Source organism: Curtobacterium sp. VKM Ac-2861, assembly GCF_013204965.1.
Taxonomy (GTDB): domain Bacteria; phylum Actinomycetota; class Actinomycetes; order Actinomycetales; family Microbacteriaceae; genus Curtobacterium.
Genome location: NZ_JABMLA010000005.1, coordinates 231293 through 244654 on the forward strand (window position 1 = coordinate 231293; position 13362 = coordinate 244654).

The window sequence follows — 13362 nt, forward strand, 5'->3', positions numbered from 1 at the left end:
ACCACGGCCTCAGACGGCCGCCAGGGCGGACGTCGGTGGGATGCGCGCTGCGCGCGCTGCCGGGTACCACCCGGACACACCGCCGATGACGACGGTCGCGCCGAGTCCGCCGCCGACGGCCCACAGCGGGATCGCCACCGGCCACCCCTGCGCCAGGGCGAAGGCGACCGTCACCCCGACCCCGATCACCACACCGGCCACCCCGCCCAGGAACGACAGCAGCAGCGACTCGACGAGAACTGGTCGCGGATGTTCCGCCGCCGCGCTCCGAGGGCTCGCCGCACCCCGACCTCGGCACGACGTTCCAGCACGGTGATCACCATCGTGTTCGCGACGCCGATGCCGCCGACGAGCAGGGCCACGCCGCCGATGCCGACGAGCAACCCGGTGAACGAGTCGTCGGTGGCGTCCTTCGCGGCGAGCGCGTCGGACGGTCGGGTCACGCCGACGTCCTGCGGCGCTCCGGGGCGGATCGCGTTCGCCAGGACGTCGCGAGCCGGTGCCACGCGCGTCGGGTCGACCCGGGTGTAGACGGCGGTCGGCGCCCCGTCGGAGCCGAGCTGCCGGCCGAGCTCCTCGGGGACGAAGACCTGGCTGTCCAGGTCGTCGGCGAGCGCGATCGGCTCCAGGATCCCGACCACCTGCACCCACTGCCCGCCGATCCAGACGCGGCTGTCGGCACGGACCCGGTCGATGCCGAGTGCCGCTGCGGCGTCCGCTCCCAGCACCATCTGGGGTGGTGCGTCCGCGGCGGGGTCCAGCCAGCGGCCGTCGGCGAGTCCGGCACCGAGCACCTCCGGCACGTCGCCCCACGCGGTCATCACCCCGATGCCCTTGCTCTCCGCGGCCGGGATGTACGGGCTGCGGTACACGGCGGCCTCGGGGACCGCGCCCACGGCAGCCGCCGCCTCGACGTCGTCCTGACGACGCGCGGAGTCGAGCGCCGTCGACGGGAGCGGCGGCACGTCGCCGATGCCGTCGGCCTGCGTGATCGTCAGGACGTTGGTGCCGAGCGCGTCGAGCACCCGGTCGAGCTCCGCCTTGCTCGACGACGAGATCCCGACGACGGCGATCATCGCGGCGATGCCGATCGCGATGCCGAGCGCCGACAGGACCACGCGCGTCGGCCGGGTCCGGAGCCCGAAGAGCCCGAGCCGCAGCAGCTCGCCCGTGGTGACCGCGGACCGGAGGCGCCGCCGGGCGTTCACGCAGCGCCCCGCATCGCGGAGGCGAGCGCGGCGGCGGGGACGGTGCCGCCGTCCGTCCCGGAGTCGTGCTGCACCTGGCCGTCGCGCATCCGCACCCGGCGGGGCAGCGACGCGGCGAGCTCGAGGTCGTGGGTGATGACGACCACCGTCGTCCCGCCGGCGTTGAGTTCACGCAGCAGCGCGAGGATCGCCGCCCCGGACGCCGTGTCGAGGGCACCGGTCGGCTCGTCCGCGAGCAGGATCGTCGGCTCCCCGACCAGTGCCCGGGCGATCGCCACCCGTTGCTTCTCGCCGCCCGACAGCTGGTTCGGCCGGTGGTCCAGACGATGGCCCAGCCCGACACGACGGAGGGCGTCGACCGCGCGTCGGTGCCGCTCCCGTCGGCTCGTCCCCGCGTAGAGCAGGCCGTCCGCGACGTTCTCGGTGGCGGTCGCCCCGTCCTGCAGGTGGAAGTGCTGGAACACGAACCCGATGTGGTCGGCCCGGAGCAGGGACAGTTCGTCGTCGGTCATGGTGTCCACGTCGTTGCCGGCGATCGTCACGGTGCCGGACGTGGGGCGGTCCAGGGTGCCGATGACGTTGAGCATCGTCGACTTGCCGGAACCCGACGGCCCGACGACCGCGACGAGTTCGCCCGCTCCGATGTCGAGCGAGACCCCGCGGAGGGCGCCGACGTCGCCGTAGGCCTTCACGACGTCCCGGAGGGCGAGCACCCGGCCGTCGGTGGGCTGCGCGCTCATCCCGGCACCACCACACGGTCGCCCTCGGTCACGTTGCCCGTGACGGCGACCCGGCCGGCCGCGGTGAAGCCGGGCGTGACGGGTACGCGCTTCGTCGTGCCGTCCTTCCGGACCACCTCGACGGCGTACTTCCCACCGGCCCCGGCGACCAGGGCAGCCACCGGCACCGACAGCACACCCCGTTCGGTCGCTCCCTTCGCGTCGACCTGTGCCGAGGCGGCGGCGGGGAGCTTCCGGTCGCCCGACTCGAACGCGACGGACACGTCGACCTTCGTGCTGCCCTCGTCGCTCGTGTCCGGTGCGACGTCGGTGACCTCACCCGCCATCGGGGCGCCGGCGCCGTTCACCCGCACCGCGACCTCCGTCCCGACCGCGAGCCGTTCGGCGTCGGCCTGCGACACCGTGGCGACCACGATGCGCTTCGTGCTCGTCACGTGCAGGACGTCGCCGCCCTCCCCGGCCGCCGGCTGCCCGAGCTGGCCGTCGACGGACGCCACCCGGACGTCACCGTCGACGAACACGACGTCGTCGGCCGTCAGCACCCCGGTCACCCGGTGGCCCCGGTCGCGCTGCCACTGTTCGACCCCACGCTGGGTCCTCGGTCCGAAGGTGTCGTCCTGGGCGACGTCGTACCCGAGCGCCGCCAGGTTGTCGTTGAGCTGCTGCACGTCGGTGCCGCGCAGCCCGCGTGCGAGCGACCGCCAGAGTGGCACCGTGCCGTGCATCGAGCGGACCCCGCGCTCGTCGACCGCGTACACGAAGTCGTCTCGGCGCAGGACCTGCCCGGGCTTCGGCAGCCAGGTCAGCGTCCCCTCCGCCGCCCCGGGCACGCCGGTGGCCGACCCGTAGCCGAGGGTGCCCGCGAACACCTTCGAGTCGGTCAGGTCGCCGCGTTCGACGGTGACGGTCGTCCGGGCCTTCGTCGGAGCGTCGGCGGCGGATGCACTGGTCGCACCGGACGTCACGTCCACGATCGCCCAGGTGCCGATGCCCGCGGCGAGGACGGCCACGAGGACGACGCCGACGATCACCGCCCGCCGTGGTCGGGACCGGGTCACTTGCCGGCCTCGGCGCCCAGCCCGTCGAACGCCGTGCGCTCGCACTCCTGCGCCACCTCGGCGAACGCGTCGGGATCCGACGGCTCGTACGCCGACTGGTCGTCGTCGGGGTAGTCCGCGAACCCGTGCTCGCGGATGCACTTCGCCGCCTTCCGCGCGGCTTCGGCGCCGCCGGGGATCGACTCGGCCGACCCGACAGCGTCGCCCGCCGTGCCGGAACCCTTCGCGCAGGCCGCCAGGTCGCTCTGCCACTGGTCGGGGTCCACGCCCTCGGGGACGCCGACCGAGCTCGTCGTGTCGGCTCCGGCGGGATCGGGCATGTCGTAGCCCTTCTCGCGCATGCACGCGGCCAGCGAGACCGCCTTGTCCTTGCCGCCGGCCGCCGTCGTGGCGTCGTCCTTCGGCGTCCCCGAGCACGCGGTGAGCAGTGCGGGCAGCAGCAGGGCCGCTGCGGCGACGGCGATGAACGCGCGCGGGCGGCGGACCGAGGTGGTGGTGGTCGTCATGGTGGTCTCCTTCGTGGCGTGGACGGAGCGAGACCGGTGGTCCGCTCCGTGTTCGTGCCACCAGGACACCAAGCGCGGTGTTTCGCGCCGGGTACGCCGACGGTTACGTCGGCGAAACGTCGACCCGCACCCGCAGCCCACCGCCGTCGCGCGCCGCGATCGAGAGCCGCCATCCGTGCGCCTGCGCGACGGCTGCGACGATCGACAGCCCGAGGCCGCTGTGCCGGTACGCGGCGGCGCTGTCCGGGCACCGTCGGAACGGCTCGACCAGACCCGGCGCGACGCTGTCGGGGACCACCGGCCCGGAGTTCTCGACGGTGAACCCGCCCACGTCGGTGGTCACGCGCACGAACCCACCGGGCACGTTGTACTCGACGGCGTTCCCGACCAGGTTGACGAGGAGCTGGCGGACGAGCGTCGGCTCGCCGCGCACCCCGACGGGAGGCCCGTGGCGGCGTGCACGGGTGAGGGTCACGCCCGCCTCGTGGACGGCGTCCGCCACCCCGCTCACCACGTCGTCGACCGTGCCGTCCAGGTCGACGGGCTCGGTCGCGCCCGCCAGGCCACGGTCGGCCTCGGCGAGCAGGAGCAACGACCCCACCAATCGCTCGGTCCGGCGGTTCTGCTCGAGCAGCTCGTCGCGGGTACGGCGGACGTCGTCGGGGCCGGCGTCGTCGGGCAGCCCGATCTGCATCGCGGCACGTTGGACGGCCAGCGGGGTCCGGAGTTCGTGCGAGGCGTGGGCCACGAAGCGTCGCTGGCTCTCGAACGCGGTCTCCAGGCGGCCGAGCAGGTCGTCGACGGTCCGGGACAGGCGTCGGAGTTCGTCGTCGGGGCCGCCCAACCCGATGCGTTCGTGCAGGTTCGACGCCGAGATCCGCTGCGTCGTCGCGGTGATCCGGTCGATCGGCCGGAGCATGCGCCGGCTGACGAACCACCCGACACCGCCGGCGAGCACACCGGCGCCCGCGATGCCGACCGCCGACCACTGCCACTGCTGCGTCGCCACGACGGCGACGAGCATCGTGCTCTGCGCCTGCGCGGTGGACGACGGATCCGGCTCGCTCGGGCTGTGCGGGGACACCGGTGCCGGCAGCGCCTGTCCGGTCGAAGTGTCCGACCCCGGCATCCGTGTCGAGATGGAGCTGATCGACGTCACGTTGACGAACACGAGCACCGCAGCGGTCAGTGCCATCGACGCGAGCGCGAACACCAGGGCGGTGCGCGCCCGGATGCTCCAGGTCCGCCGGAGCCGTCTCACAGCGCGTAGCCCTCGCCCGGGACCGTCCGGATCGGGTCGGGGCGGCCGAGCTTCTTGCGGAGCTTCGACATCGTCACCCGTACGGCAGCGGTGAACGGGTCGATGTTCATGTCCCAGACCTTCTCGAGCAGTTCCTCGGCGGAGACGATGCGACCATCGGCTCGCAGGAGCGCCTCGAGCACCCCGAGTTCCTTCGAGGTCAGGTCGAGCGGTCGGCCGTCACGGGTGGCCATCCGGCGGTTCGTGTCGAGGACGATCCCGGCGCGTTCGAGCACGGGCGCGACCGGGGCGACGCTGCGGCGGCCGAGCGCCCGGACGCGGGCGACGAGCTCGGGGTACTCGAACGGCTTGGCCAGGTAGTCGTCGGCGCCGAGCTCGAGGCCGTGCACGCGGTCCGTCAGGGTCGTCGCCGCGGTGAGCATGAGGATGCGGGTCAGGCTGCCGCGCGACGCCAGCCGACGTGCGACCTCGTCGCCGTGCACCCCCGGGACGTCACGGTCGAGCACCACGACGTCGTAGTCGTTCACCGCCAGCAGTTCGTCGGCGTGGTCGCCGCGGTAGGCGACGTCGACGGCCATGTCCTGCCGCGACAGGCCCTTCGCGACGAGGTCGGCGAGGGCTGCTTCGTCATCCACCACGAGTACACGCATCCGGACATTACATGCGATATACCTCGGCATCCGCTGGGTCGAGGTGGACGACCCCGGTCTGCTCGTCGATGCGGACCCGGAACCCGCCCGTCGGGGCGCCGGGAACGGCGGTGAGCGGCAGGCTGTCGGTGGTGAGGTGCTCCATGCCCCCAGCCTGTGACGTCGTCTGTTTCGTCGCCGTAACGCGCGTGCCAGCCGTGACCGTCAGTGCGACGCGTCGAACGGCACCTCGCCGTGGTCGCTCACACCGGCGCGCTGCCGGTAGGCCAGGTGTCCGCCGAGGTACCCGCCCACCCCCACGACACCGAGCGCGGCGAACCCGAGCAGCTTGCCGGCGCCGTGGTTGCCGTTCTTGCGCTGCCACCACGACAAGCCGTACAGCGAGATGCCGACCCAGTTGACGGCTTGGTGCACCCACCCCGTGCGCAGCTGTTCGCGGTCGAGTTCGGACCAGTCCACGTACCCGGCGAGGCTCGCACTGCCAGACGACACCAGGCCGACGCCGACGAGGGTCTTCGCGGCCCTCGCGTTGCCCTTCCCGCCGAACACGTCGAGCACGGCGGCCGAGATCCAGGCCCCGAGCGGCACCTGCACCATGAGTGGGTGCAGCGGGTGCCCGAACGGCACACCGTGCAGCAACTGCCGCAGGGCCTTCGGCCGGGCGAGGGCGTTCACGACCGAACGGTCGATGTCGACGGCCTTGTCGAGCACGCTCGCGTGCTCGACGGTGTCGGTGAGGCGACGGATCGCGCGGATCTCAGGCATGCCCTGCAGCCAACCCGGGAGGCCCGTGCCGGGTCCCAGGAACCGGCCCGGGCCTCCCGTCGGTCACCCCACCCACCCCGGAACCAGGTTCCGGACACAGCACCACGCCGTTCCGCGGTGTCGTGTCCGGAACCTGGTTCCGCGCGGCTGTCGCCTACTCCTCGACGACCTCCGCCAACTGGAACGGCTCGACGGTCAGGCCGTCGCCGTCCTCGGCGACGTCCACCCGGACGGTGTCGCCGTCGCGGACGTCACCGGACAGGATCGCCCGCGCCAGCTTGTCGTCGATCTGCCGCTGCATGAGGCGGCGGAGCGGCCGCGCACCGTAGAGCGGGTCGTACCCGCGTTCGGCGAGCCAGCCGCGCGCCTCGGGCGTGACCGCGAGCTCGAGTCGGCGGTCGGTCAGGCGACGGGCGAGCCGGTCGACGTAGAGCGACACGATCTGGCCGAGGTCGTCGGCCGTCAGGGCCTGGAACACCACGATGTCGTCGAGCCGGTTGATGAACTCCGGCCGGAACGCCTGCTGCACGAGCTCGCGCACGGCGTCCTCGCGCTGCTCGTCCGTCAGCGTCAGGTCGGTCATGAACTGCGAGCCGAGGTTCGACGTCAGTACGAGGATCGTGTTCCGGAAGTCGACCGTGCGACCCTGCCCGTCCGTCAGCCGGCCGTCGTCGAGCACCTGGAGCAGCACGTCGAACACCTCGGGGTGCGCCTTCTCGATCTCGTCGAGCAGGATGACGGAGTACGGGCGACGCCGGACGGCCTCGGTGAGCTGCCCGCCGGACTCGTAGCCGACGTACCCGGGCGGGGCGCCGATCAGCCGCGAGACCGAGTGCTTCTCGCCGTACTCGCTCATGTCGATGCGGACGAGGGCCTTCTCGTCGTCGAACAGGAACTCCGCGAGCGCCTTGGCCAGCTCGGTCTTGCCGACGCCGGTCGGTCCGAGGAACAGGAACGATCCGGTCGGACGGTCCGGGTCGGAGATGCCGGCGCGGGTGCGGCGGACGGCCTCGGACACGGTGTTCACGGCGGTGCGCTGTCCGATGATCCGGCGGCCGAGCTCGTTCTCCAGGTGCAGGAGCTTCTCGGTCTCGCCCTGCAGCAACCGGCCGAGCGGGATGCCCGTCCACTGCGCGATGACGGCGGCGATGTCCTCGTCGGTGACGCTGTCGTTCACCATGCGGTCGGCGGACTCGGCCTGCTCAGCAGCGGCGAGCTCCGCTTCGATCCGGGGCTTCTCGGCGTACTCCAGGCGCGACACCGTCGCGTAGTCGGCTTCGCGCTGGGCACGCTGGCTGCGCATGTTCAGGTCGTCGAGCTGCTGCTTCAGCTCACCGATCCGGTTCAGGCTCGCCCGCTCGGCCTGCCAGCGCTGCTCGAGCTCGCCCAGTCGTTCCTCGCGCGTGCGCAGCTCGTTCCGCAGGGTCTCGAGCCGCGCCTTCGAGGCGTCGTCCTTCTCCTGCTTGAGCGCGAACTCCTCGACACGCAGCCGGTCGACGTTCCGCTTCAGTTCGTCGATCTCGACCGGGCTGGAGTCGATCTCCATGCGGAGCCGACTGGCGGCCTCGTCGATCAGGTCGATCGCCTTGTCGGGCAGCTGCCGACCGGAGATGTACCGGTTCGACAGGCTGGCCGCTGCGACGAGTGCGGAGTCGTTGATCGTGACCTTGTGGTGTGCCTCGTAGCGCTCCTTGAGCCCGCGGAGGATCGCCACGGCGTCCTCGACGCTGGGCTCCCCCACGTAGACCTGCTGGAAGCGTCGCTCGAGGGCGGCGTCCTTCTCGATGTACTCGCGGTACTCGTCGAGCGTCGTCGCCCCGATGAGCCGCAGTTCGCCGCGCGCGAGCATCGGCTTGAGCATGTTCGAGGCCGCGACGGACCCTTCGCCGCCACCGGCGCCCATCAGGGTGTGCAACTCGTCGATGAACGTGATGACCTGGCCGTCGGAGTCGTTGATCTCCTTGAGCACGGCCTTGAGGCGCTCCTCGAACTCGCCGCGGTACTTCGCACCGGCGATGAGCGAGGAGATGTCGAGCGAGACGAGCCGCTTGTCCTTCAGTGAGTCGGCGACGTCACCGGCGACGATGCGCTGCGCGAGCCCCTCGACGACGGCGGTCTTGCCGACGCCGGGCTCGCCGATGAGCACGGGGTTGTTCTTGGTGCGGCGGGTGAGCACCTGGCTGACGCGTCGGATCTCGGAGTCGCGTCCGATGACCGGGTCGAGCTTGCCGCTGCGAGCGATCGCCGTCAGGTCGACGCCGTACTGCTCGAGGGCGGTCTTCTGTCGCTCTTGCGAGTCAGGAGCACCCTGGAGGTTCGCCATGCGTTCCGTCCTTTCGTTGCGGTGGTGTTGTACTTGAGTCTACTGCACTCAACTTACGTCGGCGCGGGAAGATTCCGGATGCCGACGGCGCTGACGACCGCGCCGGCCAGCAGGAGGACCGCCATGACGACGACCGCCCGGTGCAGGCCGGCGACGCTCATCTCGCCGCCGAGGACCACGCCCGCGAGCGCCACCATCACCAGGCCGGCGATCCGCGCGATCGCGTTGTTCACGGCCGACCCGACGCCCGCCTCGGACTGCGGAACGGATCCGAGCACGGCGCTGGTCAGCGGTGTCACCATGAGCGCGATCCCGAGCCCGATGAGCACGAGCCCGGGGAACACCGCGATCCAGTACCCGTTCGGCTGCGCACCGACCAGCAGCATCAGGAGCGCACCGACCGCCGCCACCGCCGGGCCCGCGGCCATGAACCAGCGCGGCCCGAACCGTCCCGCCAGCCCGCCCACGGCCGAGGACACCAACAGCAGGACCACCGTCGGGGGCAGCGTGGCCAGACCGGCGAGCCAGGCGGGGAACCCCCAGACCTCCTGCAGGAACAGGGTGACCACGAAGAAGACCATGCTCAGGGCGCCGTAGATCGACAGGGTGGCGAGGTTGCCCACCGCGAAGTTGCGTGCACGGAACAACGCGAGCGGCACGAGCGGCGAACCGGTCGTCCGGGTCACGTGGAGTTCCCACGGCACGAACGCCCCGAGTGCCAGGGCACCGAGCACGAGCGCGGTGACCACCACCGGGGCACCCCACCCGAGCCGCTCCTGCTCGATGAGCCCGAGCACCGCCCCACCGACCCCGACGACCGCCAACACGGCGCCGACCACGTCGATGCGCGGTCGGACCGCTGGGTGCACGTCACCGGTGATCCGCAGCACGAGCGGGATCGTCACCGCGATCGGGACAGCGGTCAGCACGAAGATCCACCGCCAGCCGATGCTGTCGACCACCAGCCCGCCGACCACGGGTCCGAGGATCGTCGACGCGCTCGACCAGGCCGTCCACGTGCCGATCGCCTTCGACTGCGCGGCCCCACGGAACGCCGCCACGATGAGGGCGAGCGCGCTCGGGGTCACCAGGGCGCCGCCGACACCCTGGAACGCCCGCGAGACGATCAGGAACTCCCCCGTCGGGGCGATCGCACACGCGACCGAGGCGATCCCGAACACGACGAGCCCCCACGTGATGATCCGCACCCGGCCGAACACGTCCGACAGCGATCCGGCGACGAGGATGAGCGAGCCGAGCGTCACCAGGTACGCGTCCACGGTCCACTGTTGCACGACGAGTCCGCCGCCGAGCTCCTGCCGGATCGCGGGGAGCGCCACGTTCACCACGCTCGAGTCCAGCCCGACGACGAACGACGACAGGATCGCCACCACGAGCACGGTGCGCCGGTCGTCCCGGAGCGGCGCGGTCGCGCGGGGTGCAGCAGTGGTCATGTGCTCATCCTGCGCCCCCTCGGACCGCTGCGCGCCCCGCACGACGAAGCCCCCGCGACCGGAGTGGTCGCGGGGGCTGCCGACAGGACGGGGCTGGGTGTCCTGAGCTGGTGTTCTAGCGCCGGGAGTCGGTGTTCGGCTGCGCGCTCGGGCCGGGGTTCAGGATCGGACCGGCAGCGGGCTCGGCGGGAGCGTTCGGCACGGTGCTGGTCGGAGCCGCGGTGTTCTGCACCGTGGTGTCGCCTGCCTGAGCCTTCTTCTCGTCGTCGGTCATCTCCTTCTTGAAGATGTTGATCGACTGCCCGAGGCCCTTGGCGAGCGCCGGGAGCTTCGTCGCGCCGAACAGCAGGATGACGATCCCGAGGATGATCAGCAGGTGTACGCCGCCGAGGTTTCCGAGCATCATGACTCCTTGATCTGGAACTGGTCGCCGTCCGCAGGTCTTCTTCGACCCACGCGGCGGAAGTCCGTGTTCCCCCCATCGTAACTCTCCCGATCCCCGATGCCCAGGCCGGGGACCGGAACGGACACCGTTCGCACAGGGAAGCGCACCCGCTCGAGCGGGCTGATCGCCGCTAGTCGGTCGCCAGCGCCCGGTCCAGGCTCCACAGGACGGGTTCGGCACGGAGCGCCGGGATGTCGGCCTCGGTCACCCCGGTGAGCCGGAAGGTCACCCGCTCCCCGGGCAGCAGGGTCATGAACCCGCGGTCCACCACACCGGCCGCGGTCACCCGGTCGGGCTGCACGAGCAGGTCGCGGACGAGCGTCTCGGCCTCGACGGTCAGGTCGAGCCCACCGTCGACGGGCGTGAACGAGGTGCGGTACCGCGCGGGTTCCCACCGCACGTCGACGTCGGGGCCCGGTGTCCAGACCGCCCGACGCCAGTCCATGTCCGCCACGATGAGCTCCCGCGCGGGGTCGTCGACCACGCCGACGGACTCGGGCAGGGCGACGACGGCGACCCCGGCGGACGACAACCGGACGGGCAACGACGCCTCGGCCAGGATCGTGCCGGCCGTGGTGACCCGTCGCACGCGCACCACGCTGTCGTGGCCGCCCCTCGTGGACCGGACGGCGACCTCGACGGGCGAGGACCCGAACGCGCCGGGCGAGACGCCGAGCGAGAGCGTGTCCGCGACGTCGCCCAGATCAGCCGTCTCGCCGGCGGAGGCCGAGTGACCGGGGTGGTCCGGGCCTCCCGTCCGATCCGCACCGGACGCGACGGGCGAGGCGGGCGCGACCGCTCCGGAGACCGGTGAGACGGGCGACGACGCCGGCGACGCAGCCGGCCCGGAGACGGCGGACGGCGCGACCGCCACCCGCGACACCGGGCGGATCGTCAGCAGGACGTCGTCGTACAACCGACGCAGCTCGTGCGCGAGCGGCTTCAGCCGCCCCGCCGAGTCGATCGCCGACCACGACGACACCGGCCACAGGTCGTTGAGCTGCCACATCACCACGCCCGTGTTGCGCGGCCAGTGGGTGCGCCAGTGCTCGACGCCCGTCGCGATCGCCCGCGCCTGCTGCAGCTGCGTCAGGTAGTGCCACGCATCGAACGAGAAGGGGCCCGTGCCGAACCGGGGCTCGATGCCGCGGGCCAGCTTGCCCATCCCGTCGGCAGCCTTCTGGTGGTGCACGACCCCGGGTGCGTCCTGCGACAGCACCTCGTCGGCGACCCCGTCCCGCAGCGTCCGCCACGCGGGCGGCGCCTGCCAGCCGAACTCGGACACGAACCGTGGCACGGATCCGCGGTAGGCGGTGTCGGGCAGGCGGTTCCAGGCGTCCCACGAGTGGTGGGTCTCGTGGTCGACGTCGTTCGCGGGCAGCGACTCGGCGCCCGACCACGGCGACGCCACGGTGTAGAAGCGCGACGGGTCGACCGCGTCGACGATCGTCGGCAGCAGGTCGAGGTAGTAGTCGAGGCCCCAGCCGCGGTCGCCGAGCGAGTCCGCCCAGCCGTCCACGTCGTGCAGCCAGATGTTCTCGTTGTTGCCGTTCCACAGCACCAGCGAGGGGTGCCGGGCGAGGCGGGCGACGTTGTCGCGGGCCTCGGCGATGACCTCGCTGCGGATCGGTTCGACCTCGGGGTACGCCGAGCACGCGAACGGGAAGTCCTGCCAGACGAGCAGGCCGAGTTCGTCGCAGACCTCGTAGAAGTCGCGCGACTCGTACACACCGCCGCCCCACACGCGCACGAGGTTCGTACCGAGCGAGGCCGCCGCGGTCAGACGGGACTGCAGGCGCGCGCGGTCGACGCGCGAGATGATCACGTCGTCGGGGATCCAGTTCACCCCGCGCACGTCGATCAGCGTCCCGTTGACGTGGATGCCGAAGGGGCGCCCCATGTCGTCGACCTGCGTGTCGATCCGCGTCGACCGGAAGCCCGTGCGGAACGTGTCGCGGTCGAGCACCTCGCCGTCGACCGTCTGCAGCTCCACGACCACGTCGTACTGCGCCTGCGCACCGTAGCCGCGGGGCCACCAGCGCAGCGCCTCGGGCACGCGCACCGTGACGACGGTCTCGTCGTCCTTCGGCGTCAGCTGCGCCCGCGACCGCTGCCGCGTCGGCGTGCCGTCCTCCTTGAGACCACTCACGGTCACGACGAGCACCAGGTCGTCGTCCTCGCCGTCCTGGTCCAGGTCGTTGAGGCCGGAGCGCTCGACGGTGATGTGGGCGTCGAGCACGCCCTCGCCGGCCTCGACGTCGACGAGCGGGCGGACCTCGCGCAGCCGCGCGGTCGACCACCGCTCGATCGCGACCGGTCGCCAGGGACCGCTCGTGACGGCGGTGAGCCCCCAGTCCCAGCCGAAGTTCGAGGCGTTCTTGCGGATGTACGGGAAGGGCTCGTCGTACGGGCCCGGCATGCTGCCGGCCTTCGCGGCGACACGGCCGGCCTCGCGGTACGGCGACTCGAACAGGATCTCGAGGTCCTTCGTCGTCGCGCCGGACCCGGTCTGCACGCGCGCGTCGAAGCGGTAGCGGCGGTGCATGTTCCGGGTCGTGCCCACGACGACGCCGTCCAGGCTCAGTTCGGACACCGTGTCCAGGCCGTCGCAGACCAGGTCGACACGCTCGTGGCCGCGCGGGTCGACGTCGACCGCGGTGCGGTAGGCCCAGTCGGCCCGGCCGACCCACTTCGCCGCCTGCTCGTTCAGGTGGAAGGTCGGGTCCGGCAGCAGGCCCTCCCGCTCCAGGTCGGTGTGCACCTGCCCCGGCACCGTCGCCGGGATGCTGCGTCCCGCGACGCCGTCCGGCGCGCCGGTTCCTCCGGCCATGGTCACGGTCCAGCCGTCGCGGAGTTCCTCGCGTTCGAGGGTCATGCGGGTCCTTCTCTTCGGCGGACGGGGTGTCCGTCGCCTCGGTCGGGACGCCGGCCGGCGGCCCGCCCCGTGGCCGG

Annotated in this window: 11 protein-coding genes and 1 pseudogene; all 12 read right to left on the bottom strand. The window is 72.1% G+C overall.

All coding sequences use genetic code 11. From position 1 onward, the window contains the following. Positions 1 to 9: 9 nt before the first annotated feature. A pseudogene (locus tag HQQ88_RS14245) lies at positions 10 to 1076 on the bottom strand (ABC transporter permease). A 128-nt stretch (positions 1077 to 1204) separates the two neighbouring features. After that, on the bottom strand, positions 1205 to 1948 hold the full coding sequence (locus HQQ88_RS14250; protein ID WP_216834814.1) for an ABC transporter ATP-binding protein: 744 nt from the start codon (positions 1946 to 1948) through the stop codon (positions 1205 to 1207). Then, positions 1945 to 3006: a peptidoglycan-binding protein gene (locus tag HQQ88_RS14255; protein WP_173169824.1), complete on the bottom strand. Its 1062-nt coding sequence runs from the start codon at positions 3004 to 3006 to the stop codon at positions 1945 to 1947. The genes HQQ88_RS14250 and HQQ88_RS14255 overlap by 4 nt, the downstream gene beginning before the upstream one ends. After that, complete coding sequence (locus tag HQQ88_RS14260; protein ID WP_173169826.1) at positions 3003 to 3512, bottom strand: hypothetical protein; 510 nt, start codon at positions 3510 to 3512, stop codon at positions 3003 to 3005. The genes HQQ88_RS14255 and HQQ88_RS14260 overlap by 4 nt, the downstream gene beginning before the upstream one ends. A 103-nt stretch (positions 3513 to 3615) precedes the next feature. Further along, entirely contained in the window at positions 3616 to 4773 is a 1158-nt protein-coding gene (locus HQQ88_RS14265; RefSeq protein ID WP_173169828.1) for a HAMP domain-containing sensor histidine kinase, read from the bottom strand. Continuing rightward, a complete protein-coding gene (locus HQQ88_RS14270) occupies positions 4770 to 5423 on the bottom strand; it encodes a response regulator transcription factor (protein ID WP_123293542.1) in 654 nt (217 codons plus the stop codon). Before HQQ88_RS14270 ends, HQQ88_RS14265 begins: the two co-directional genes overlap by 4 nt. A gap of 7 nt (positions 5424 to 5430) precedes the next feature. Then, positions 5431 to 5568, bottom strand: coding sequence for a hypothetical protein (locus HQQ88_RS14275; RefSeq protein WP_173169830.1), 138 nt, complete (start codon positions 5566 to 5568; stop codon positions 5431 to 5433). Between the two features lie 59 nt (positions 5569 to 5627). After that, positions 5628 to 6188, bottom strand: a complete 561-nt coding sequence (locus HQQ88_RS14280) for a DUF2231 domain-containing protein (RefSeq protein ID WP_173169832.1) — start codon at positions 6186 to 6188, stop codon at positions 5628 to 5630. Between the two features lie 154 nt (positions 6189 to 6342). Next, positions 6343 to 8511, bottom strand: coding sequence for an ATP-dependent Clp protease ATP-binding subunit (locus HQQ88_RS14285; protein ID WP_123937427.1), 2169 nt, complete (start codon positions 8509 to 8511; stop codon positions 6343 to 6345). A 53-nt stretch (positions 8512 to 8564) separates the two neighbouring features. Continuing rightward, the gene (locus HQQ88_RS14290) at positions 8565 to 9965 is read right to left on the bottom strand and encodes an MFS transporter (RefSeq protein WP_173169833.1); all 1401 of its coding nucleotides are present in this window, start codon (positions 9963 to 9965) and stop codon (positions 8565 to 8567) included. A gap of 115 nt (positions 9966 to 10080) precedes the next feature. Then, on the bottom strand, positions 10081 to 10371 hold the full coding sequence (tatA, locus tag HQQ88_RS14295) for a twin-arginine translocase TatA/TatE family subunit (RefSeq protein WP_333924556.1): 291 nt from the start codon (positions 10369 to 10371) through the stop codon (positions 10081 to 10083). Positions 10372 to 10540: 169 nt separating this feature from the next. Continuing rightward, complete coding sequence (locus tag HQQ88_RS14300) at positions 10541 to 13285, bottom strand: glycoside hydrolase family 2 protein (RefSeq protein ID WP_173169834.1); 2745 nt, start codon at positions 13283 to 13285, stop codon at positions 10541 to 10543. Positions 13286 to 13362: the final 77 nt, after the last annotated feature.

Coding starts and splice junctions, on each gene's coding strand:
- HQQ88_RS14290 (WP_173169833.1), bottom strand. CDS start 9,965: ATGACCACTGCTGCACCCCGCGCGACCGCGCCGCTCCGGGACGACCGG.
- HQQ88_RS14275 (WP_173169830.1), bottom strand. CDS start 5,568: ATGGAGCACCTCACCACCGACAGCCTGCCGCTCACCGCCGTTCCCGGC.
- HQQ88_RS14280 (WP_173169832.1), bottom strand. CDS start 6,188: ATGCCTGAGATCCGCGCGATCCGTCGCCTCACCGACACCGTCGAGCAC.
- HQQ88_RS14300 (WP_173169834.1), bottom strand. CDS start 13,285: ATGACCCTCGAACGCGAGGAACTCCGCGACGGCTGGACCGTGACCATG.
- tatA (WP_333924556.1), bottom strand. CDS start 10,371: ATGATGCTCGGAAACCTCGGCGGCGTACACCTGCTGATCATCCTCGGG.
- HQQ88_RS14270 (WP_123293542.1), bottom strand. CDS start 5,423: ATGCGTGTACTCGTGGTGGATGACGAAGCAGCCCTCGCCGACCTCGTC.
- HQQ88_RS14260 (WP_173169826.1), bottom strand. CDS start 3,512: ATGACGACCACCACCACCTCGGTCCGCCGCCCGCGCGCGTTCATCGCC.
- HQQ88_RS14285 (WP_123937427.1), bottom strand. CDS start 8,511: ATGGCGAACCTCCAGGGTGCTCCTGACTCGCAAGAGCGACAGAAGACC.
- HQQ88_RS14250 (WP_216834814.1), bottom strand. CDS start 1,948: ATGAGCGCGCAGCCCACCGACGGCCGGGTGCTCGCCCTCCGGGACGTC.